Source organism: Streptomyces sp. NBC_00224, assembly GCF_041435195.1.
Classification (GTDB): Bacteria; Actinomycetota; Actinomycetes; order Streptomycetales; family Streptomycetaceae; genus Streptomyces.
In genome coordinates, this window is sequence record NZ_CP108106.1 from 6,484,397 (window position 1) to 6,507,057 (window position 22,661).

The window sequence follows — 22,661 nt, forward strand, 5'->3', positions numbered from 1 at the left end:
TCTGCAGTTTGAACACGTTCAAACCGCGGCGTAGGCTGCGGTCATGAGCGAGCGAAGAGCTGCCCTCGTGCGGCGCATACGCCTGTGGCTTGTCGTCTTCATCGTCTGCCTCGTGCTGAGCGGACTGACCGCGTTCCCGCTGGTGCACGAACTGCGCTGGACGCAGAGCCTGTTGCGTTCCACACCGGCGGGGGACTGGTTCCCGGGCCTGACGGGCTGGATCGACAGGGTGCGCGAAGGGCTCGACGCGACGGACGCGGAGTACCCCTTCGTGCTCTACGGAACGGACTGGCTGGCGTTCGCGCACCTCGTCATCGCGGTCGCCTTCTACGGGCCCTACCGCGACCCGGTGCGCAACATCTGGGTGATCGAGTTCGGGATGATCGCCTGCGCCGGGATCATCCCTCTGGCGCTGGTCTGCGGGCCGGTGCGCGGGATCCCCTTCTGGTGGTCGGTGATCGACATGTCGTTCGGCGTGTTCGGGGTGATCCCGCTGTACGTCGTACGCCGGAAGATCAAGGAGCTGGAGGCGCTGACGGCGCCGGCCGCCGCGGGGGCACCGGCGTCGGCGTGAGCCGGCCGCGGGCCGGGAGGCCGAAGGTCAGCCGTCTCCCCTCCCACCCGTACCCCGCGCCAGGACCGCGCGCAGCGCGTCCACCCGGTTCGTGGTGACCGAGTCCACGCCCTGCCCGATCAGCCGCCGCATGGTCCGCCCGGTGTCCGCCGTCCACACGGACACGAGCATCCCGTCGCGGTGGATCCGGGCGGCCAGCTCCGGACTCATCAGCCCGAAGCGGTAGTTGAGCCACCGTGGCTTCACCGCCGCGATCAGCTCCGGGCGCGGCGGGGCCAGTGTCGTCCACGTCAGGGCGATCTCGGCGGACGGGTCGGCGGCGCGGACCTTCAGCATGGTGGCGGCGCCCGCGCAGTAGTACACGCGGTCGCCCGCCCCGCACTCCTGCACCGTGCCCACGACCGCGCGCACCGCCGCCTCCGTGGCACCGGGCAGATCGATCATCACCCGGTGGGCGCCCGCCGCCATCAGGGCCGCGCGCAGGGTCGGGACGCCGGAGCGGGTCAGCTCGCGCACGTCCTCGTACACGAGGGAGGACAGCGGGCGGTCGTGGCCCCACAGCCGCTCCAGCGTGTCGTCGTGGAGCAGCACGGGGACGCCGTCGCGGGTGAGCCGTACATCGATCTCGACCGCGTCCGCGCCGCGCTCCAGCGCCGAGTGGATCGACGGGAGCGTGTTCTCGCGGACGCGGTACGGGTCGCCGCGGTGGGCCACGGCAGTCACGGTGCGCATGGGCCCATTGTCGTCGGGCGTTACGGCGCCAGCCACTTGGTGGTGTAGTCGTCGATCTCGGCCGCGAGCCTCGTCTTGCCCGCCTCGTCGAGGAAGGACGCCTCGACCGCGTTCTTGGCGAGGCCGGCCACGCCGCGCTCGTCCAGCTCCAGGAGGCGGGCGGCGACCGCGTACTCGTTGTTGAGGTCGCTGCCGAACATCGGCGGGTCGTCGCTGTTCACGGTGACGAGCACGCCCGCCTGGACCATCTCCCTTATCGGGTGCTGGTCGATGTCGGCGACGACGCGGGTCGCCAGGTTGGAGGTCGGGCAGACCTCCAGGGCGATCCGGTGGTCGGCGAGGTGCCTGAGCAGGTCCGGGTCCTGGGTGGCGCTGGTGCCGTGGCCGATGCGCTCGGCGCGCAGGTCGCGCAGGGCGTCCCAGATCGACTGCGGGCCGGTGGACTCGCCCGAGTGCGGCACCGAGTGCAGTCCGGCGGCGATCGCCCGGTCGAAGTACGGCTTGAACTGCGGGCGCGGTACGCCGATCTCGGGGCCGCCGAGGCCGAAGGAGACCAGGCCCTCGGGGCGGATGCCGTCGTCGGTGGCGAGCCGGGTCGTCTCGGCGGCCGCCTCCAGACCGGCCTCGCCCGGAATGTCGAAGCACCAGCGCAGCACTGTGCCGAGCTCCTTCTCGGCCGCCTTGCGGGCGTCCTCGATCGCGTCCATGAAGGCGCGCTCGTCGATGCCGCGGCGGGTGGAGGAGAAGGGGGTGATGGTCAGCTCGGCGTACCGGATGTTCTGCCGGGCCATGTCGCGGGCGACCTCGTACGTGAGAAGCCGCACATCCTCCGGGGTGCGGATCAGGTCGACGACCGAGAGGTAGACGTCGATGAAGTGCGCGAAGTCGGTGAACGTGAAGTAGTCCGCGAGGGCCTCGGGGTCGGTGGGGACCTTCGAGTCGGGGTGGCGGGCCGCCAGTTCGGCGACGATACGGGGGGAGGCCGAGCCGACGTGGTGCACATGGAGCTCCGCCTTGGGCAGGCCCGCGATGAACGGGTGCAGGTCGGTCATGGTTTCCTCCGCAGGCTGTCGGCTTCGCTCTTCGAGGATCATGTTAGGCCGGGCGGATCCCCCGGAACCCGTGGATCCCGCGGATCCTGCCGAGGGCGGGAGCTTTAGCATGTCGGAACCACGATGGGGGAGGCCCATGTCAGACAACCGCGATCAGCCGTCCGGGGGCGCCGAGCCCGTGGACCCGTGGGCACCGCCGGAGCGGAAGGTTCCGCTGGAGAAGCCGGTGCGGCCGGCGCAGCCGGTACACGACCAGCCCACGGTGACGTCTCTGCCTGCGGCCGGGGCGGAGCCGGGTCCTGGTGCTGGTCCTGGTCCGGTGGGCGGGCCCGGGTGGGGTGGGCCGGTGCCGCCGCCCCCGACCGCGCCGGGCGGTCCCGGCCAGGCGGTCCCGGGCAGCTACGGCTACCCGGCGTACCCCGGCTATCCCGACTACCCGGGCTACGGCTACGGGCACCCCGGCTGGACCGGAATGGCCGCCCCGCTCAACGGCTTCGGCACCACCGCGCTGGTCCTCGGCATCGTCTCCGTCGTGCTGTTCTGCATGTGGGGCCTCGGGATCATCCTGGGCATCCTCGCGCTGATCTTCGGGTTCCTGGGGCGGGGGCGGGCCAAGCGGGGCCAGGCCACGAACGGGGGGCAGGCGCTGGCCGGGATCATTCTGGGGGCGGTGGGGATCGTGGTCAGCGGGGTGTTCCTCGGGCTGATGATCTGGGCGGTCACGAATGACGAGGACTCGGACGACTCGTCCACGTACGACGACCCGTTCGCGACGTCGCTGGTCGTGAGGGATGTGGGCCCCACCCCGCCCCTTCCCTAAACCCTCCGGGGGTGGGTGGGGGTGGGGGTGGCTTCCCGGGGGCTATGCCCCCGGACCCCGTGGGCGGGGGCTCCGCCCCCTGCACCCCAGTGGGGCTTCGCCCCTGCGCCCCTTGCGGGGCCTGCGGCCCCTGCACCCCGCTTTCGGGGCTCCGCCCCGGGCTTCGTTCGTCTGCGGGCCGTCTGTGGCTGGTCGCGCAGTTCCCCGCGCCCCTAAAGGGGCTCGCATCTCGCACGCCGGAGGGGCTGGAGTTACCTAAGGGGCGCGGGGAACTGCGCGCTCAGCCCCCACCGACCCGCAGGCGAACCCCACCCCCACTAAGCCCCCAACCTCCCCCGCGCCTCCATCAACGCGAACCCCAGCAAGTTCTCCCCCCGCCACTTCGACGGGTCCTCCGCCTCGGGGGCGTCCGCTGCCAGGCCTATGCCCCAGATTCGGTCCAGGGGGCTGGCCTCCACCAGGACACGGTCGCCCGTGGCCAGGAGGTAGGCCCTCAGCGCGGGGGACTGGCCGAACTTGTGGAGGCTGCCCGCCAGCACGATCCCGTACCGCTCCCGCTTCCACACCTCGTCGTCGAAGCCGCGGACCAGGCGGCCCGCCTTCTTCGCCGCCGCCGGGCTCGTCGCGGTGAGCGCGGCGCGCTCCGCCTCCGCGTCGCCGAACAGGCGCGCCTTGGCCGCCATCATCCAGTGCTCGGCCGTCGCGTACGCCACGCCGTCCACCTCGAACGGCGACGGCCACCACTGGCTGAAACAGCTCGGTCCGAGTGTCCCGTCGCGCCGGGGCGCGTGGCCCCAGAAGTGCAGGAACTTGACCCTTTCACCATCCTTGACCTGCGCGATCAAATTGTCGATCTTCTCCATACACGCGAGTCTGGCATCCGCCACTGACACTCCGTACGGGTATTTACAGCCTGACCCGACACATGGTCGACAGATTCCGTCGCGTAACCAAAAGGCAACAACGGAATCACTTGTTGGTCAGATGCTGCTCTGTCAGGATCGGCACTCAAATCGAGCTGGAGCTACGGAGACCGTGAGCGAGATGGGCAACAGCAACAGCAGTCGCTTCCCGGCGCAGGACCGTTTCGAAGGCGGCGCCCAGTACATCGGCGGGCGGTTCGCCCCCGGCACCTCCGGGCGCAAGCAGGATGTCGTCGACCCGGCCACCGGCCACGTCGTCCACACCTATGAGCTGGCCGGCACGGGAGACGTGGACGCCGCCGTCGCCGCCGCCAAGGACGCCTTCCCGGGGTGGGCCGGCGCCACCCCCGCCGAGCGCTCCGACGCCCTGCACCGCTTCGCCGCCGTCCTCGCCGACCGCGCGGAGGAGTTCGCGCAGGCCGAGTCGCTCCAGTGCGGCAAGCCGATCAAGCTCAGCCGGGAGTTCGACGTCCCGGGGACCGTCGACAACACCGCGTTCTTCGCCGGGGCCGCCCGCCACCTCCAGGGGCAGTCCGCCGGGGAGTACTCGGGCGACCACACCTCGTACGTCCGCCGCGAGGCCATCGGGGTCGTCGGCTCCATCGCACCCTGGAACTACCCGCTCCAGATGGCCGCCTGGAAGGTGCTCCCGGCGATCGCGGCCGGCAACACCATCGTCCTCAAGCCCGCCGAGATCACCCCCCTCACCTCGCTGCTCTTCGCCGAGGCAGCCACCGCCGCCGGGATTCCGGACGGGGTCGTCAACATCGTCTCGGGCGCCGGGCGCGATGCCGGGGAGCACCTCGTCGGGCACCCCGACGTCGTCATGACCTCCTTCACCGGGTCCACCGCCGTCGGCAAGCGCGTCGCGGAGATCGCCACCGCGACCGTCAAGCGGACCCATCTGGAGCTCGGCGGCAAGGCGCCCTTCGTCGTCTTCGACGACGCCGACCTCGAAGCCGCCGTCCACGGCGCGGTCGCCGCCTCGCTCATCAACTCCGGCCAGGACTGCACCGCCGCCACGCGCGCGTACGTACAGCGTCCGCTCTACGAGGCGTTCGTCGCCGGGGTCGCGGACCTGATGGCGAGCGTCCGGGTCGGCGACCCCTTCGACCCGGCCACCGACCTCGGCCCGCTGATCAGCCACGTCCACCGAGACCGAGTCGCAGGCTTCGTCGACCGCGCCCGCTCCTACGCCCGGATCGTCACCGGTGGCACGGCCCCGAGGAGTGAGGGGGCCTTCTATCTGCCCACGCTCATCGCCGATGCCCCGCAGGACAGCGAAGTCGTCCAGTCCGAGATCTTCGGGCCCGTCCTCGCTGTCCTTCCCTTCGACTCCGATGACCAGGGCATCCGGCTCGCCAACGACACCCCGTACGGTCTCGCCGCCTCCGCCTGGAGCCGGGACGTCTACCGGGCGGGCCGCGCCACCCGGGAGATCAAGGCCGGGTGCGTCTGGGTCAACGACCACATTCCGATCATCAGCGAGATGCCGCACGGCGGCTACAAGGCGAGCGGCTACGGAAAGGACATGTCGGCTTACTCCTTCGAGGAGTACACGCAGGTCAAGCATGTGATGTACGACAACACGGCGGTCGCCGCGAAGGACTGGCACCGCACGATCTTCGGGGACCGATAAAGCATCCGATCAGCGGCGCCGCCGCGTGGCGGCCGTCCGACCAGCGGCCGTCACCTCCACCCGAAAGGGCACACAGCGCATGGAGCAGTACGAGCCGGACCGCCTGTCCGGGGCCCAACTGGCCGCCATACAGCGCAGCCTGACCAGCGGCCGGGGCGCCCTGACCCGCCGTTCGCTGATGCGGGCCACGGGCTTCGGCGCGCTCGCCGTCGGCGGCCTCGCCGGGCTCACCGGGTGCGGCATCCCGGCCGCCAAGAAGGCGGACGGCCAGGCCCCCGCGTCGACGGACCACTCGGCCAAGGAGAAGGTGATCAACTTCTCCAACTGGACCGAGTACATGGACGTCAGCGACGACAAGAAGCACCGGCCGACGCTGGACGCGTTCACCAAACGGACCGGCATCCAGGTCAAGTACACCGAGGACATCAACGACAACGTCGAGTTCTTCGGCAAGATCAAGCCGCAGCTCGCGGCCGGCCAGGACATCGGCCGGGACGTCATCGTCGTCACCGACTGGCTGGCCGGGCGGCTCATCCGGTTCGGCTGGGCGCAGAAGCTCAACGCCTCGAACCTGCCGCACGCCTTCGCCAACCTCGCCGCGCCCTTCCGCACCCCCGACTGGGACCCGGGCCGGGCCTACTCGTACCCCTGGACCGGTATCCCGACCGTCATCGCCTACAACTCCAAGGCGACCGGCGGGCGGACCGTCGACTCGGTCACCCAGCTGCTCGACGACCCCTCCCTCAAGGGGCGGGTCGGCTTCCTCACCGAGATGCGCGACACCGTCGGGATGACCCTGCTCGACATGGGCAAGGACCCGGCGAAGTTCACCGACGCCGACTACGACGCGGCGATCGGCCGGCTCCAGAAGGGCGTCGACAAGAAGCAGATCCGGCGCTTCACCGGCAACGACTACACCGGCGACCTGGACAAGGGCGACCTCGCCGCGTGTGTGGCGTGGGGCGGGGACGTCACCCAGCTCCAGTCCGACAACCCCGACATCAAGTACGCGATCCCCGCCGCCGGATACATGCTCTCCAGCGACAACCTGCTGATCCCGGCGAAGGCCCGGCACCAGTCCAACGCCGAGCGGCTGATCGACTACTACTACGAGCCGACGGTCGCGGCCCAGCTCGCCGCGTACATCAACTACGTGTGCCCGGTCGACGGCGTGCGCGACGAGCTCACCCGGATCGACCCCAAGCTGGCCGAGAACACGCTGATCCTGCCCGACAAGGCCATGGCCGCCAAGGCGCACTCCTTCCGCTCGCTCAGCAGCGAGGAGGAGACCAAGTACGAGGAGAAGTTCGCCAAGCTCATCGGCGCCTGACCCCTCAGTTCCTTCCCCTCGTCCCTCTCCACCCCTGGGATCGCAACCCATGACTGACGACAAGAACGGCGGCGACGTCCGCCTCACCGGGATCAGCAAGACGTACGGCTCCTTCACTGCCGTCCATCCGCTCGAACTGACCGTCCCGCAGGGCTCGTTCTTCGCTCTGCTCGGCGCCTCCGGGTGCGGCAAGACCACCACTCTGCGCATGATCGCCGGACTGGAGGAGCCCACCACCGGGACCGTCTTCCTCGGCGACAAGGACGTCACCGATCTGCCGCCCTACAAGCGGCCGGTGAACACCGTCTTCCAGTCGTACGCGCTCTTCCCGCACCTCGACGTCACCGAGAACGTCGCCTTCGGGCTGCGCCGCCGGGGCATCAAGTCGGTGAAGAAGCAGGTCGACGACATGCTGGAGCTCGTCCAGCTCGGCGACTTCGCGAGGCGCAAGCCGCACCAGCTCTCCGGCGGCCAGCAGCAGCGCGTGGCGGTCGCCCGCGCGCTCATCAACCACCCGCAGGTGCTGCTCCTCGACGAGCCGCTCGGCGCCCTCGACCTCAAGCTGCGCCGCCAGATGCAGCTGGAGCTCAAGCGCATCCAGACCGAGGTCGGCATCACCTTCATCCACGTCACCCACGACCAGGAGGAGGCCATGACCATGGCCGACACGGTCGCGGTGATGAACGGCGGCCGCGTCGAACAGCTCGGCGCCCCCGCCGACCTCTACGAGAACCCGAAGACCACGTTCGTGGCGAACTTCCTCGGCACTTCCAACCTCATCGAGGCCGAGGTCGTCGAGAAGAGCGGCGAGGACCTCGTCGTCACGGCGGGCGGGGCCAAGCTGCGGCTGCCCGGTGGGCGATGTTCGGCCCCCGACACCAGTGGCGGGAAGATCCTCGTGGGTGTGCGCCCGGAGAAGATCTCCCTCGCCCACAAGGACGACGAGGCCTCGATAGCGGAAGGCCGCAACCGGGTCCCCGGACGGATCGTCGACTCCTCCTTCATCGGCGTCTCCACCCAGTACGTCATCGACTCCCCGGCGGGCCGGGGGCTGGCGGTCTACGAGCAGAACATCGAGCGCGACACCCGTCTGGTGCCCGGCGCCGAGGTGATCCTGCACTGGAACCCGGCGCACACCTTCGGCCTCGACGCGGCGCAGGCGATCGACGCGGGCGTGGAGAAGGTCGAGGACGCCGCGTGAGCGCCCTGACCGAGGCGCCCCCGGCCGCCGACCTCCCCGTACGCAAGGCGTCGGTGCGCAAGCGTCTGGTGCCCTACTGGCTGCTGGTGCCCGGCCTCCTGTGGCTGATCGTCTTCTTCGCGCTGCCGATGGTCTACCAGGCCTCCACCTCGGTGCAGACCGGCTCCCTGGAGAAGGGCTTCCAGGTCACCTGGCACTTCCAGACCTACTGGGACGCCTTCAAGGAGTACTACCCGCAGTTCGTGCGCTCGCTGCTCTACGCGGGGACCGCGACGCTGCTCTGCCTGCTGCTCGGCTATCCGCTGGCGTATCTGATCGCCTTCAAGGCGGGGCGCTGGCGCAATGTGATCCTGGTGCTCGTCATCGCGCCGTTCTTCACCAGCTTCCTGATCCGCACCCTCGCCTGGAAGACGATCCTCGCGGACGGCGGCCCGGTGGTGCACGCGCTCAACTCGCTGCACGTCCTCGACGTGACGAGCTGGCTGGGCTGGACCGAGGGCAACCGCGTCCTGGCGACGCCGATGGCGGTGGTCTGCGGCCTCACGTACAACTTCCTGCCGTTCATGATCCTGCCGCTCTACACGTCCCTGGAGCGGATCGACTCCCGGCTGCACGAGGCCGCCGGTGATCTGTACGCGACCCCGGCGACCACCTTCCGCAAGGTGACCTTCCCGCTCTCCATGCCGGGCGTCGTCTCGGGCACGCTGCTCACCTTCATCCCGGCGAGCGGCGACTACGTCAACGCCGAACTGCTCGGCTCCACCGACCAGAAGATGGTCGGCAACGTGATCCAGTCGCAGTTCCTGCGGGTCCTCGACTATCCGACGGCCGCCGCCCTGTCGTTCATCCTGATGGCGATCGTCCTGGTCATGGTCACCGTCTACATCCGCCGAGCCGGGACGGAGGACCTGGTCTGATGCGCTGGCTCCGACGCAATGTGATCGTCATCGCCGGGCTCGCGACCCTCGCGTACCTGATCCTGCCGAACGTCGTCGTGATGGTGTTCTCGTTCAACAAGCCGAACGGGCGCTTCAATTACTCGTGGACGCGGTTCTCCACCGACGCCTGGCAGGACCCGTGCGGCGTCGCCGACATGTGCGGCTCACTGTCGCTCTCGCTCCAGATCGCCACCTGGGCGACGGTCGGTGCGACCGTGCTCGGCACGATGATCGCCTTCGCGCTCGTCCGCTACCGGTTCCGGGCGCGCGGCGCGATCAACTCGCTGATCTTCCTGCCGATGGCGATGCCCGAGGTCGTCATGGCCGCCTCGCTGCTGACGCTCTTCCTCAACCTGGGCGCGCAGCTCGGCTTCTGGACCATCCTCATCGCCCACATCATGTTCTGTCTCAGCTTCGTGGTGACGGCGGTCAAGGCGCGGGTGATGTCGATGGACCCGCGTCTGGAGGAGGCCGCGCGCGATCTGTACGCGGGGCCGGTCCAGACGTTCGTCCGGGTCACCCTGCCGATCGCCGCCCCCGGAATCGTCGCGGGCGCGCTGCTCGCCTTCGCGCTCTCCTTCGACGACTTCATCATCACCAACTTCAACGCGGGCTCCACCGTGACCTTCCCCATGTTCGTCTGGGGATCGGCACAGCGCGGCACGCCCGTGCAGATCAACGTCATCGGTACGGCCATGTTCGTCATCGCCGTGGTGGTGGTCGTCGCCGGCCAGCTCGTCGCGAACCGGCGCGGCAACAGTGCGAAAGCCTAGGCAGTAACCGACCGAACCCTTTGAGGGAGTTGGAAGTCATGGCCGTCACCCGAGCCATGCGCAGTGCGGCAGCCCATTCACTGACGGACGCCCAGCCCGTCCCCTTCTGGCTGGAGGACCCGGGCAGGCCCGGCGCCCACCCCGCCCTCGCGGGCGACGAACGGTGCGACCTGCTCGTCGTCGGCGGCGGCTACAGCGGACTGTGGACCGCGCTCCTGGCCAAGGAGCGCGACCCCGGACGCGATGTCGTGCTCATCGAGGGCAAGGAGATCGGCTGGGCGGCCTCGGGCCGCAACGGCGGCTTCTGCGCCGCCTCCCTCACCCACGGCCTGGGCAACGGCCTCGCCCGCTGGCCGGACGAGCTGCCCCGGCTTGAGAAGCTGGGCGCGCAGAACCTCGACGCCATCGAGGCGGCCGTCGCCCGCTACGGCCTGGACTGCGACTTCGAGCGCACCGGTGAGATCGACGTGGCCACCGAGCCGCACCAGCTCGACGAACTGCACGAGATGCACGAGGAGGCGGTGGGGCTCGGATTCGAGGGCCTGGAACTGCTCGACGGGGACGCGATGCGGGCCGAGGTCGACTCGCCGACCTTCCTCGGCGGGCTCTGGGACCGGCGCGGTGTGGCGATGCTGCACCCCGCCAAGCTCGCCTGGGGCCTCAAGCGCGCCTGTCTGGAACTCGGCGTACGGATCTACGAACACACCCCCGGCCTCGATCTGGTCGCGGCAGGTCCCGGCATGGCGGTGCGCACCCCGTACGGGCGGATCCGCGCCCGCCGGGTCGCGCTCGGCACCAATGTGTTCCCCTCGCTGGTCAAGCGGGTGCGCGCGTACACCGTCCCGGTCTACGACTACGCGCTGATGACCGAGCCGCTGAGTGCGGAGCAACTGGCCGCGATCGGCTGGAAGAACCGGCAGGGGCTCGGTGACTCGGCCAACCAGTTCCACTACTTCCGGATCACCGCGGACCACCGCATCCTGTGGGGCGGCTACGACGCTATCTACAAGTACGGCGGGAAGGTGCGGGCCGAGTACGACGACCGGCCCGCCACCTATCTCAAGCTGGCCGAGCACTTCTTCCGCTGCTTCCCGCAGCTGGAGGGGTTGCGTTTCAGCCATGCCTGGGGCGGGGCGATCGACACCTGCTCGCGCTTCTCGGCGTTCTTCGGCACGGCCCACGGCGGCAGGGTCGGGTACGCCGCCGGGTACACCGGCCTCGGCGTCGGCGCGACCCGCTTCGGCGCGGACGTGATGCTCGACCTGCTGGCGGGGGAGCGCACCGAACGTACGGAGCTGGAGATGGTCCGCAAGAAGCCGCTGCCGTTCCCGCCGGAGCCGGTCGCCTGGGCGGGCATCGGCATCACCAAGTGGGCGCTGGCGAGGGCGGACGCGAACGGAGGGCGCCGCAATCTGTGGCTGAAGGCGATGGATCGGGCCGGGCTGGGCTTCGACAGCTGACGGTTCATCAATGATGTGTGACGGGTGGCGGATCGGGGAATCGGCCACCCGTCACCTTTTCAACCAGATCATTCCGCGCCGGTGCCGCGCCGGGGGCGCACAACGGTGATCTTGGTGTGAGCCGGTTCACTACCGTTAAGTAGCGAAACCCGCGTCATAGCCGGGCCCCACCCCGCTCTCCCCACGTGAACGCAGGTCCGCGCTCACGGAAGGAAGACCGGGTGATGAATGGCTCGGGGCCGAAGACAGCGGTGGAATGGCTGGCGTCGGTGGCGCCGGATCCCGACGCCTGCCGGTGGGAGTGGGAGCGCAACCCCCTCGGGGTCGCCCTCCTGCCGGCCGGCAGGCGCTGGGACGTACTGATCCTGCCGGGCGAACTGGGGCACCTGGCGCTCGACGTACTGCTCCGGCTCGTCGACCGGCCGGGCCCCGTCCTCGCCGACTTCGGCGACGCGCGCCTGGGGTTCTTCGTGCCCCCCGGTACGGCCGCGCGCTGGCTCGGCACCGGGGTGCGCGGGGCCGGGCAGGGCACTTGGATCGTGGTCCCGTACCCGGGCCGGATCAGCGGCGGGGTGCGCTGGCTGGTCCCGCCCGACGGTTCGGGCACCCTCACCGATCCGGCGCTGCTCGAACTCGCGATGCACGAGGCGGCGGCCCGGATCGCGCGGGAAGGGCGGGAGGGACGGGACTGAGCGAGGTACTGCCAGAGGTCTTGACAACCCGATTGGTCTGGACCACATTGTGGCGGGCTCGGCCTCATCCCCGCCATTCCCGGATCCGACCCCCCCCATGCCCGGAGGACGTTGTGGACCGCACCGGACGCCTCGCCAGAACCTCCAGACCACCCAGACTCCTCGCCGCCGTCACGGCGGCCGTCCTCGCCGCGGGCGCCCTGGTCGCCTCCGCGCAGACCGCCCGCGCCGCCGACACCGAACTCGCCCTCAACGGCGGCTTCGAGGCCGCGCTCGACGGCTGGAGCTGTACGGCGGGCAGCGGCACGGCGGTCGCCTCGCCCGTGCACGGCGGCGCCAAGGCCCTCAAGGCCACCCCGGCCGGGAGCGACAACGCCCAGTGCTCCCAGACCGTCACGGTCAAGCCCGACTCCACGTACACCCTGAGCTCGTGGGTGCAGGGCAGCTACGTCTATCTGGGCGCCTCCGGCACCGGCACCACCGACGTCAGCACCTGGACCCAGTCCGCCCCGTCCTGGCAGCAGCTGACCACCACCTTCAAGACCGGCGCGAACACCACCGCGGTGACGATCTACACGCACGGCTGGTACGGCACCGGCGCCTACCACGCCGACGACGTGAGCCTGCTGGGCCCCGGCGGCGGGCCCGTCCAGCTCCCGGCCGCCCCCACCGGCCTGACCGCGGGCTCCGCGACCTCCTCCAGCATCGCCCTCAACTGGGCGGCCTCCTCCGGCGCCACCGGCTACAACGTCTACCAGGGCGGCTCCAAAGTCCTCTCGGTGAGCGGGACTTCGGCCACCGTGACGGGCCTGACCGCCTCCACCGCGTACACCTTCCAGGTCACCGCCACCAACACGGCCGGTGAGTCCGCGAAGTCCGCCGCCGTCACCGCCTCCACCACGAGCGGCGGGGGAGGGAACCCGGGCGGCGGTCTGCCCACCCACGCCCTCGTCGGCTATCTGCACTCAAGCTTCGCCAACGGCTCCGGCTACACGCGGATGGCCGACGTCCCCGACTCCTGGGACGTCATCGACCTGGCCTTCGGCGAGCCGACCTCCGTCACCTCCGGCGACATCAGGTTCAGCCTCTGCCCGGTCAGCCAGTGCCCGGGGGTCGAGTCCGCCGCCGACTTCAAGGCCGCCATCAGGGCCAAGCAGGCCGCGGGCAAGAAGGTCCTGATCTCCATAGGCGGCCAGAACGGCCAGGTCCAGCTCGCCACCACGGCCGCCCGCGACACCTTCGTCTCGTCGGTCTCGAAGATCATCGACGAGTACGGACTCGACGGCCTGGACGTCGACTTCGAGGGCCACTCGCTCTCGCTGAACACCGGCGACACGGACTTCCGCAACCCGACCACCCCCGTCGTCGTGAACCTCATCTCGGCGCTGAAGACACTGAAGGCCAAGTACGGCGCGAAGTTCGTGCTGTCGATGGCCCCGGAGACGTTCTTCGTGCAGCTCGGCTACCAGTACTACGGATCCGGTCCCTGGGGCGGCCAGGACCCGCGCTGCGGCGCCTATCTGCCGGTGATCCACGCCCTGCGCGACGATCTGACCCTGCTGCACGTCCAGGACTACAACTCGGGCTCGATCATGGGCCTGGACAACCAGTACCACTCGATGGGCGGCGCGGACTTCCACATCGCCATGACCGACATGCTGCTCACCGGCTTCCCGGTGGCGGGCGACACCGGCCGGACGTTCCCGGCCCTGCGCCCCGACCAGGTCGCCATCGGCCTCCCGGCGTCCACCAACGCGGGCAACGGCCACACGGCTCCCGCCGAGGTCACCAAGGCGCTGGACTGCCTCACCAGGAAGGCGAACTGCGGCTCGTACCAGACCCATGGGAGCTGGCCGGGGCTGCGCGGCCTGATGACCTGGTCCGTCAACTGGGACCGGTTCGGCGGCGGGGAGTTCTCGAAGAACTTCGACGCATACCCGTGGAGCTGAGCAGCAGGAGCAGCTCGCACAGGCAGCCGCTCGCCAGTACGTCCAGGGGCCAGTGGTAGCCGTGCAGCACCAGACCGATGCCCGTCGCCGCGGTGAGCACACCCGCGGCGGCGGGCATCACCCATGCGCGGCGCGGGGCGGTGTACGGGGCGAGCAGCAGGGCCGCGCCGCCGTACGCCACCATCGCGGTGGCCGTGTGGCCGGACGGGTAGTAGCCGGTGTCGGAGGTGAGCGGGCCCGCGCGGTCGGTCCAGATCTTCAGCGGGACGACCAGCGCCGGGACCAGGGCCATCGTGACTGCCGCGATCAGCGCGTCCAGGCGGGCGCCGCGCCACACCGCGTACCCCAGGGCGAGCGCGAGCACCGGCAGGGCGACGGGCATCGAGCCGAGGTCGGCCAGGGCCTGGGCCACGTCCTGCGGGCCCCGGCCCGCGAGGTGGCCGCCGACGCGCTCGTCGAGCCGGCGCAGTGGGCCGTCGGCGACGACCTGCCAGGTCAGGAGCGAGAAGAGCGCCGCGAGGGCGGCGAAGGCCGGCAAGAGGAAAGCCGGCCGCCCCGGAACAGGGGGGGAGGTTCCGGGGCGGCCGCCTTGACCGGTGTGCCGTGCGCCCCGGGGGGTGTGGGGCGGACGGCCATCCGATCGGTGAGGAGTTCCGGAGCCAGAAGCACCGGTGGTGTGCGCCAGGGCACGACCAGAACGAGGCTGGGGATGCGCCGCCCTGGAGCCGCCCGCAGTCTCCTGCGGGCGAGGTGTTTCTCTCATCTGCAGAAACCGTACGGCAGTGGGAGGGGGACCGACAGCCGGAACTCCATCCCGCCATCGGCCCCCCACACGTTCTTCACAGGCCGGACCTCCGGCCCGGTGATCAGAGCGCGGAGAAGGCCTGCTCGATGATGTCGAGGCCCTCGTTCAGCAGGTCCTCGCCGATCACCAGCGGCGGCAGGAAACGCAGGACGTTGCCGTAGGTGCCGCAGGTCAGGACAAGGAGGCCCTCAGCGTGGCAGGCCTTGGCGAGCGCCCCGGCGGCGGCCGCGTTCGGCTCCTTGGTGGCGCGGTCCTGGACCAGCTCGATGGCGATCATGGCGCCGCGGCCGCGGATGTCACCGATGATGTCGAACTTCTCGGCCATGGCGGACAGGCGGCCCTTCATGACCTCCTCGATGCGCTTGGCCTTGCCGTTGAGGTCGAGCTCCTTCATGGTCTCGATCGCACCGAGGGCGCCGGCGCAGGCCACCGGGTTGCCGCCGTAGGTGCCACCGAGGCCGCCCGCGTGCGCGGCGTCCATGATCTCGGCGCGGCCGGTCACGGCGGAGAGCGGCAGACCGCCCGCGATGCCCTTGGCGGTGGTGATCAGGTCCGGGACGATGCCCTCGTCCTCGCAGGCGAACCACTGGCCGGTGCGGCAGAAGCCGGACTGGATCTCGTCGGCGACGAAGACGATCCCGTTGTCCTTGGCGAACTGTGCGATCGCGGGCAGGAAGCCCTTGGCGGGCTCGATGAAGCCGCCCTCGCCGAGGACCGGCTCGATGATGATCGCGGCGACGTTGTCGGCGCCGATCTGCTTGTTGATCATGTCGATGGCCTGGGCGGACGCCTCGGCACCGGCGTTGTCCTGACCGGTCGGCCAGCGGTAGCCGTAGGCGACCGGGACGCGGTAGACCTCGGGCGCGAACGGGCCGAAGCCGTTCTTGTACGGCATGTTCTTGGCGGTCAGCGCCATCGTCAGGTTGGTACGGCCGTGGTAGCCGTGGTCGAAGACGACGACGGCCTGGCGCTTGGTGTACGCACGGGCGATCTTGACCGCGTTCTCGACGGCCTCGGCGCCGCTGTTGAACAGGGCGGACTTCTTGGCGTGGTCGCCCGGGGTCAGCTCGGCGAGCGCCTCGGCGACCTCGACGTAACCCTCGTACGGCGTGACCATGAAACAGGTGTGGGTGAAGTCCGCGAGCTGCGCGGCGGCGCGGCGCACGACGGCCTCGGCGGAGGCGCCCACCGAGGTCACGGCGATGCCGGAACCGAAGTCGATCAGACGGTTGCCGTCGACGTCCTCGATGATGCCGCCGCCCGCGCGCGCGGTGAAGACGGGCAGGGTGGAGCCCACACCGGCGGCGACCGCGGCGACGCGGCGGGCCTGCAGCTCCTGCGACTTGGGGCCGGGGATCGCGGTGACGATGCGGCGCTCCTGCGGAATCGCGCTCATGGGGGCTCCTGGATGATCTGCGTCTTCGGACGCGGGGGTTTTGGACGCTTCCTTGGCTTTCTTCGCAGGCTAGGGCCCGGCGCGGGGTGCGGGCATGCTCCGTTAGGGAGTGGTGAAGGTGTGTCGTTGTCCTTCGCGGACATAGCAGCGCGGGATGCGTGGTCGGTCAGGTGCGGGCCGTGGATGGCTGGTCGCGCAGTTCCCCGCGCCCCTAGAGGTGCCCCTCCGGGGCATCCAGGGGATTGCCGCGCAGCGGCATTCAAGGGGCGCGGGGTTGTGACATTTGCGGCTCCGCCGCGTGGGCGCGACCAGCCCACCACCGGCCCGCGGACAAAGACCGGGCTCAAACAGCCGCGCTACGCCCCGTAGTTCGTCGGTTCCGTTTAGATTGGCCGCTGGACTCGGTTACGGACCTGGCTGGTCAGGGGGCAAAGGGTCGATGGACACCGAAGGCACGCACGACGCACGGGGCACCGAGGCGCGGTCGGTGCCGCGGCCTGCCGCGCCGCCGCCCGTCCCGGCGCTGCCGCCCGCCTTCCCGCCGCAGCCCGCCCGGCCCCCCGGGCGCCCGCCGCTGGGCGAGTGGCTGCGGACCCCGCGCGCCGCCGCCGAGCCGGGGCTGTGGCGGTACGGGCACCGGCCGCGCCCCACCGACGCCGTCCACCGGGTGCCGGACCGGGCGCTGCTCAGCGGCGCGGTGATCGCGCTGCTCGGGGCCGTCCTCGTGTGGTCGCTGTGGCGCAACGGGTACGTGCCGCACCGGATGGTGCTGCTCGAACTGTTCACGCCGTCCGACTGGTGGGGGCTGCACCGCAGGCCCCCGGCCGCACTGACCGCGCTCGCCGCCTACAACAGCCTGGTCGCGGTCGCGGTCATCTATGTCTTCGGCCACTTCGGCAACTGGCGCGAGGTCTTCAGGCGGTACGCGGTGGACCACCCGCAGCCCGCGCGCGCGGTGCGCACCGCGCTGGTCGCCGTCGCCCTGGCGTGGTTCGTGATCTGGGCCGACGACTGGCTGCCGTTCTACTCGCTGGCCTTCGGTGTGGTGCCGCACTCGTGGATCTTCAGCGACGACCCGGTGGCCACCAAGGACGCCACCGACACGGTGACCACCGTCTACCACGTAGTGGTAGTGGTGGCCGCGCTGTGGGTCTGCGGCCGGGCGGGCGACTGGCTCGGGCTCTTCCGCGAGCGCACCGGCCGTGCCCCGGACGGCCGGACGGCCGCGCCCGCCGGTGCCCCCGCCGACCGGACCCCCGCCGACTGGCCCCAGCTGCGCGAGGCCGGGCAGCACGCGGCCGCCGACCGGCTGGCCGCGGATGCGGAGAGCGGCAGGATGAACGACGTGGACTGCGCCCGCGTCCGCCGCGCCTGGACGTCGGTGGTCGCCGACCCGGCCCGGCTCCCCGCGTTCACGGACGCGGTGCTGCGCGACGGCTCGCGCGCCTGCCTGCACCCCTCCGGCGACCGCGACCTGCCCGCCCGCGCCGCCACCCACGACCTGCTCACCTCCCAGGTGCGGATCGGCCGGTTCGCGGACCTGGAGAACAACCCGCCCGCCCGCCGGGGCGCGGGCGCGGCCGTCGACCCGGCGGCGCTCGGCACCTCGCTGCTCGCCCTCGGCCCCTCCGGCGCGGGCAAGACCCGGCAGCTGGTGCGGCCCGTGGTGGAGTCGCTGGCGCTCCAGGCGCTCGCCGGACAGGCCGCCGTGGTCGCCGTCGGCGCCGCGGGCACGCCGCTGGGCGCGGACGAGGCGTACGACGTGATCGTGCGGCCCGGCGACCCGGCCTCCGAGTACGACCTGGACCTCTACGGCGGCACCGCCGACCCCGACGAGGCCGCCGCCCTGCTCGCGGAGGCCTGCGCCGGGGACCTGCCCGACGCCGACGTCCGGCGCGCCGCGACCGCGCTCGCCCAGCTCCTCGGGCCCTACCGGGCGGCGTACGGCCGCTTCCCCTCGGTGCCCCGGCTGCGCGAGCTCCTGGACGGCTCGGGCGACGCGCTGGACGAGCTCCGCGCCGACCTCGACCGCCAGGCGCACCCCGCGCTCCACCGCGAACTGGACGCGCGCGCCCGGCAGGCCGACATCCCCGGCGACCCGGGCCTGGTCCTCGCGGACCGCCTGGCCTGTCTGGACCGGCCCGCCTTCGCCGCCTTCTTCGACACCACCGGCCACAGCCGCCCGTTCTCGCTGCGCGCCCTGGAACACCCCGTACGGGTGAGGGTCGACCTGCCCGAGCGGGCGCACCCGGAGGCGGCACGGCTCCTCAACCGGCTGCTGCTCGCCCAGTTCACGACGAACGCCGTGGCCCGCCAGGACCGCTCCCTGTTCGCCTGTCTGGTCCTGGACGACGCCACGCACGCCGTGACCGCGGGCTCCGTCCGGGCCCTGCAGCGGCTGCGGCAGGCCAACGCCGGGGTGGTGCTCACCCTGCGCGCGCTCGGTGACGTGCCCGAACGGCTGCACACCTCGCTGCTCGCGGCGGTCGGCTGCCACATGGCGTTCTGCGGGGTCACCACCTGGGACGGGCAGCTCCTGGCGCAGCTGTGGGGCACCGAGTGGGTCGAGACGACGGAGGTCGCCAAGCACGCGGTCTTCGCCGACCAGCCGCTGACCCGGGCGCTGCACTCGCTGCGCAAGCTGGCCACGGGCAAGCCGGTGACCCGGGACGCGGTCACCGTGCGCAAGGTCGAGCGGGAGCGCTGGTCCGCCTCCCAGCTCGCCCACCAGGTGCCCGCCGGGCACGCGGTGCTCTCCCTCACCGACGTCGGGGGCGAGCACGCGCCGCCGCTCCTGGTGGACCTGCGGGGCTGAGACGGGCAACGCGGCGGGGTCACGGCGGGCGCCGTGACCCCGCCGTCCTGGCAGAATCGAGGTGCGCCCTTCATACGGGACGGCGCATTTCCCCTCGTACCGTCGAAGGTCGTCGAATTCCCCCATGCCGCCCACCCTCGCCTCCCTCGTCCAGCACTCGGCGCTGAAACTCACCGTGCGCGCGGGCGGGGACCGGCTGGACACGCCGGTGCGCTGGGCGCACGTCAGCGAGCTCGCCGACCCCGTCCCGTACATGGAGGGCGGCGAGCTCCTCCTCATCACCGCGATGACACTGGACGCCGAGGACCCGCAGGCGATGCGGCGCTATGTGCGCAGGCTCTCCGGCGCCGGGGTCGTCGGGCTCGGCTTCGCCGTCGGCGTCAACTACGAGACGGTGCCGGACGCGCTGCTCGACGCGGCCCGCGAGGAGGACTTCCCCCTTCTGGAGGTGCCGCGCCGCACCCCGTTCCTGGCCATCTCCAAGGCCGTCTCGGCGGCCATCGCGGCCGATCAGTACCGGGCGGTGACGGCGGGCTTCGAGGCCCAGCGCGAACTGACGCGGGCCGCGCTCGCCGGTCCGGGCGAGCTGCTCGCCCGGCTCGCGGCGCACGTGGACGGATGGGCCGCGCTGTACGACACGGCGGGCGCGGTGGTCGCGGTGCAGCCGGAGTGGGCGGGGCGCCGGGCGGCCCGGCTCACCGCCGACGTGGCCCGGCTGCGCGACCGGGCCGCCCCGGCCAGCGCCGTGGTCGGCGGCTCCGACGACCGCTCGGACGACCGCGTCGAGCTCCAGTCGCTCGGCACCGGGCGGCGGGTGCGGGGCGCGCTGGCGGTCGGTACGGGGGCGCCGCTGGGCACCGCCGAGCGGTACGCGGTGCACTCCGCGGTCGCGCTGCTGACCCTGACCACCGAGCGGTCGCGGGCCCTGCAACTGGCCGAGCAGCGCCTGGGCGCGGCGGTGCTGCGGATGCTGCTGTCCGGGCAGCAGGACCACGCCCGGGCGGTGGCGGGCGATCTGTACGGCGGGCTCCTCGACGCCCCGTTCCGGCTCGTCATCGCGGAGGCCGAGGGGGAGTCGGCCGACCTCGGGGTGCTCGCCGAGGCGATGGAGTCGGCGGCGGCACGCTCCGGCGAGGCGGTCCTGGTGGTCCCCGAGGGCGACCGGCTCGTCGTCCTGGCCGCGGACGGCGGCGACGCGGTGGCCGCCTGTGTCTCCTTCGAGCCGGAGGAGGGCGCCGAACTGGTGATAGGCCTGTCCGCCCCGGCCGGGCCGATCGCTGCGGCGTCCGCGTACAAGCAGGCCGAGCAGTCGCTGTCGGTGGCGCGGCGGCGGGGGCGGCCGCTGGTCGAGCACGAGGAGCTGGTGGCGGGCTCGCTGGTGCCGCTGCTCGCCGACGACGCGGTACGGGCGTTCGCGGACGGGATGCTGCGGGCGCTGTACGAGCACGACGCGACCGGGCGGGGCGATCTGGTGGCGTCGCTGCGGGCGTGGCTGTCGCGGCACGGCCAGTGGGACGCGGCGGCGGCGGACCTGGGGGTACACCGGCACACGCTGCGGTACCGGATGCGGCGGGTGGAGGAGATCCTGGGCCGGTCCCTGGACGACCCGGATGTCCGGATGGAGCTTTGGCTGGCGCTGAAGGCGGGGTCGCAGGGCGGGGGCTGAGTTTCGTCTGCGGGCCGTCTGTGGCTGGTCGCGCAGTTCCCCGCGCCCCTAAAGGCACCTCCAGCCCCGGCGGCACGAAAGTCAGCCCCTCGGGCGTTTGAGGAGCGGGGTCCGGGGCGGAGCCCTGAAAGCGGGGTGCAGGGGCCGCAGGCCCCGCTCGGGGGTCCGGGGGCGCAGCCCCCGGAAAACCACCTCCACCCCCCACCCACCCCCGGAGGGTCTAGGCGAAGGGGCGGGGTGGGGCCATCCAAACCGGCGCACCCCCCACCCCCACCACTCCACCCCGGACAAACGCCGACCCGGCCTGACCGGCCTACGGTGGGAGGGACAGTAGACCCACTACCTCGGAAGGGCCGGGATTCGTCATGACTTCCACCCACGCCTTCTGGCTCGCCGGCCGCCAGGCCACCGGTGAGGACAGCTTCGACGTCACCTCTCCCTGGGACGGGCGGCTGGTCGGCAAGGTGAGCGTGCCGACCGAGGCTCAGGTCGAGGAGGCCGTCGCGGCCGCGCACGCCGTGGTCGACGAGTTCGCCGCGACCCCCGCGCACGTACGCGCCGCAGCCCTCGACCACGTCTCGAAGCGCCTCGCCGAGCGCACCGAGGAGATCGCCCAGCTCATCTCCGCCGAGAACGGCAAGCCCATCAAGTGGGCCCGCGGCGAGGTCGGCCGTGCCGTGTCGGTGTTCCGCTTCGCGGCCGAGGAGGCCCGGCGGTTCAACGGCGGCGAGGCCCAGCGCCTGGACACCGACGGCGGCGGCGTGGGCCGGCTCGCCCTGACCCGCCGCTTCCCCAAGGGCGTCGTCCTCGGCATCGCGCCGTTCAACTTCCCGCTGAACCTGTGCGCCCACAAGGTCGCCCCGGCCATCGCCGTCGGCGCGCCGATCATCCTCAAGCCCGCCCCGGCCACCCCGCTCTCGGGTCTCATCCTCGGTGAGCTGCTCGCCGAGACCGAGCTGCCGGCCGGCTCGTGGAGCGTCCTGCCGGTCGCCAACGAGAAGATGCCGGCCCTGGTGCAGGACGAGCGGCTGCCCGTCATCTCGTTCACCGGTTCCGACAAGGTCGGTTACGCGATCATGGACTCGGTGCCGCGCAAGCACTGCACCCTGGAGCTCGGCGGCAACGGCGCGGCCGTGGTCCTCGCCGACTTCGCCTCCGAGGCGGATCTGGACTGGGCGGCGACCCGTATCGCCACCTTCTCCAACTACCAGGGCGGCCAGTCCTGCATCTCCGTGCAGCGCGTGATCGCGGACGCCGCCGTGTACGACCGGCTGCTGCCGAAGATCGTCGCGGCCGTCGAGGCGCAGGTCACCGGTGACCCGTCCGACGCGTCCACCGACGTCGGCCCGCTGGTCAGCGAGGACGCCGCCAAGCGCGTCGAGTCCTGGGTCGACGAGGCCGTACAGGCGGGCGCCAAGCTGCTCGCCGGCGGCAAGCGCGACGGCGCGGCCTACGCTCCGACCGTCCTCACCGAGGTTCCGGCCGACACCACCCTCGCCTGCGAGGAGGTCTTCGGACCGGTCCTCACGGTGCACAAGGTGGACGGCGAGGAGGAGGCCTTCGCGGCCGTCAACTCCTCCAAGTACGGCCTCCAGGCGGGCGTCTTCACGCACGACCTGCAGACCGCCTTCCGCGCCCACCGCGCTCTGGAGGTCGGCGGCGTGATCGTCGGCGACGTCCCCTCGTACCGCGCGGACCAGATGCCGTACGGCGGTGCCAAGGCCTCCGGCGTCGGCCGCGAGGGCGTCCGCTACGCGATGGACGACTACACGTACGAGCGCGTCCTCGTCCTGACGGGCCTCGCCCTCTAGGACGTACGTACGCAGACGGCCGGAGCCCACCAGCGGGCTCCGGCCGTTTCGCGTCCCAGGGGTGGTCGGGCCGCCCGGAATCGGG

General features: G+C 71.6%; 18 protein-coding genes. 13 read left to right on the plus strand and 5 right to left on the minus strand.

The features are described from left to right. Positions 1-43 precede the first annotated feature (43 nt). Entirely contained in the window at positions 44-574 is a 531-nt protein-coding gene (locus tag OG965_RS29090; protein WP_371654994.1) for a hypothetical protein, read from the plus strand. Positions 575-601: 27 nt separating this feature from the next. On the opposite strand, the gene OG965_RS29095 is transcribed toward OG965_RS29090, so the two are convergent. Together OG965_RS29095 and OG965_RS29100 are read right to left on the minus strand one after the other, a co-directional pair. Then, positions 602-1,306, minus strand: coding sequence for a glycerophosphodiester phosphodiesterase (locus tag OG965_RS29095; RefSeq protein ID WP_371654995.1), 705 nt, complete (start codon positions 1,304-1,306; stop codon positions 602-604). A gap of 20 nt (positions 1,307-1,326) precedes the next feature. Next, complete coding sequence (locus OG965_RS29100) at positions 1,327-2,358, minus strand: adenosine deaminase (RefSeq protein WP_371654996.1); 1,032 nt, start codon at positions 2,356-2,358, stop codon at positions 1,327-1,329. A gap of 136 nt (positions 2,359-2,494) precedes the next feature. Between OG965_RS29100 and OG965_RS29105 the strand changes: the two genes are divergently transcribed. After that, the gene (locus OG965_RS29105) at positions 2,495-3,178 is read left to right on the plus strand and encodes a DUF4190 domain-containing protein (RefSeq protein ID WP_371654997.1); all 684 of its coding nucleotides are present in this window, start codon (positions 2,495-2,497) and stop codon (positions 3,176-3,178) included. 317 nt (positions 3,179-3,495) lie between these two features. Here OG965_RS29105 and OG965_RS29110 read toward each other — a convergent pair whose 3' ends face one another. Beyond that, positions 3,496-4,041: an NADAR family protein gene (locus tag OG965_RS29110; protein WP_371654998.1), complete on the minus strand. Its 546-nt coding sequence runs from the start codon at positions 4,039-4,041 to the stop codon at positions 3,496-3,498. Positions 4,042-4,222: 181 nt separating this feature from the next. On the opposite strand from OG965_RS29110, the gene OG965_RS29115 reads away from it, so the two are divergent. From OG965_RS29115 to OG965_RS29150, 8 genes are all read left to right on the plus strand, one after another. Continuing rightward, positions 4,223-5,740, plus strand: a complete 1,518-nt coding sequence (locus OG965_RS29115; RefSeq protein ID WP_371657095.1) for a gamma-aminobutyraldehyde dehydrogenase — start codon at positions 4,223-4,225, stop codon at positions 5,738-5,740. A gap of 79 nt (positions 5,741-5,819) precedes the next feature. After that, positions 5,820-7,070, plus strand: a complete 1,251-nt coding sequence (locus OG965_RS29120) for a spermidine/putrescine ABC transporter substrate-binding protein (RefSeq protein WP_371654999.1) — start codon at positions 5,820-5,822, stop codon at positions 7,068-7,070. Positions 7,071-7,119: 49 nt separating this feature from the next. Continuing rightward, positions 7,120-8,271, plus strand: coding sequence for an ABC transporter ATP-binding protein (locus tag OG965_RS29125; protein ID WP_371655000.1), 1,152 nt, complete (start codon positions 7,120-7,122; stop codon positions 8,269-8,271). Then, positions 8,268-9,188 (plus strand): ABC transporter permease, encoded by a 921-nt coding sequence (locus OG965_RS29130; protein ID WP_371655001.1) that lies wholly within the window; start codon positions 8,268-8,270, stop codon positions 9,186-9,188. The genes OG965_RS29125 and OG965_RS29130 overlap by 4 nt, the downstream gene beginning before the upstream one ends. Then, entirely contained in the window at positions 9,188-9,982 is a 795-nt protein-coding gene (locus OG965_RS29135) for an ABC transporter permease (protein WP_371655002.1), read from the plus strand. Before OG965_RS29130 ends, OG965_RS29135 begins: the two co-directional genes overlap by 1 nt. 38 nt (positions 9,983-10,020) lie before the next feature. Beyond that, positions 10,021-11,442: an NAD(P)/FAD-dependent oxidoreductase gene (locus OG965_RS29140; RefSeq protein ID WP_371655003.1), complete on the plus strand. Its 1,422-nt coding sequence runs from the start codon at positions 10,021-10,023 to the stop codon at positions 11,440-11,442. Between the two features lie 224 nt (positions 11,443-11,666). Then, positions 11,667-12,134, plus strand: a complete 468-nt coding sequence (locus tag OG965_RS29145) for a hypothetical protein (RefSeq protein WP_371655004.1) — start codon at positions 11,667-11,669, stop codon at positions 12,132-12,134. A gap of 113 nt (positions 12,135-12,247) precedes the next feature. Next, positions 12,248-14,083 carry a chitinase gene (locus OG965_RS29150; protein ID WP_371655005.1) on the plus strand — a complete coding sequence of 612 codons (1,836 nt, stop codon included), beginning with the start codon at positions 12,248-12,250 and terminating at the stop codon, positions 14,081-14,083. Here the strand turns inward: OG965_RS29150 and OG965_RS29155 are convergent. Both OG965_RS29155 and gabT read right to left on the minus strand, forming a co-directional pair. After that, complete coding sequence (locus OG965_RS29155; protein ID WP_371655006.1) at positions 14,019-14,846, minus strand: phosphatase PAP2 family protein; 828 nt, start codon at positions 14,844-14,846, stop codon at positions 14,019-14,021. The two genes, OG965_RS29150 and OG965_RS29155, sit on opposite strands and share 65 nt — an antisense overlap. 103 nt (positions 14,847-14,949) lie before the next feature. Continuing rightward, entirely contained in the window at positions 14,950-16,284 is a 1,335-nt protein-coding gene (gene gabT / locus OG965_RS29160; RefSeq protein ID WP_371655007.1) for a 4-aminobutyrate--2-oxoglutarate transaminase, read from the minus strand. A 439-nt stretch (positions 16,285-16,723) separates the two neighbouring features. Here gabT and OG965_RS29165 point away from each other — a divergent pair, with 439 nt between their 5' ends. The 3 genes from OG965_RS29165 to OG965_RS29175 all read left to right on the plus strand — a co-directional run bounded on the left by OG965_RS29165 (position 16,724) and on the right by OG965_RS29175 (position 22,576). Beyond that, on the plus strand, positions 16,724-19,099 hold the full coding sequence (locus tag OG965_RS29165) for an ATP/GTP-binding protein (protein WP_371655008.1): 2,376 nt from the start codon (positions 16,724-16,726) through the stop codon (positions 19,097-19,099). Between the two features lie 124 nt (positions 19,100-19,223). After that, positions 19,224-20,765, plus strand: coding sequence for a PucR family transcriptional regulator (locus OG965_RS29170; protein WP_371655009.1), 1,542 nt, complete (start codon positions 19,224-19,226; stop codon positions 20,763-20,765). 365 nt (positions 20,766-21,130) lie between these two features. After that, positions 21,131-22,576 (plus strand): aldehyde dehydrogenase family protein, encoded by a 1,446-nt coding sequence (locus OG965_RS29175; protein ID WP_371655010.1) that lies wholly within the window; start codon positions 21,131-21,133, stop codon positions 22,574-22,576. Positions 22,577-22,661 lie beyond the last annotated feature (85 nt).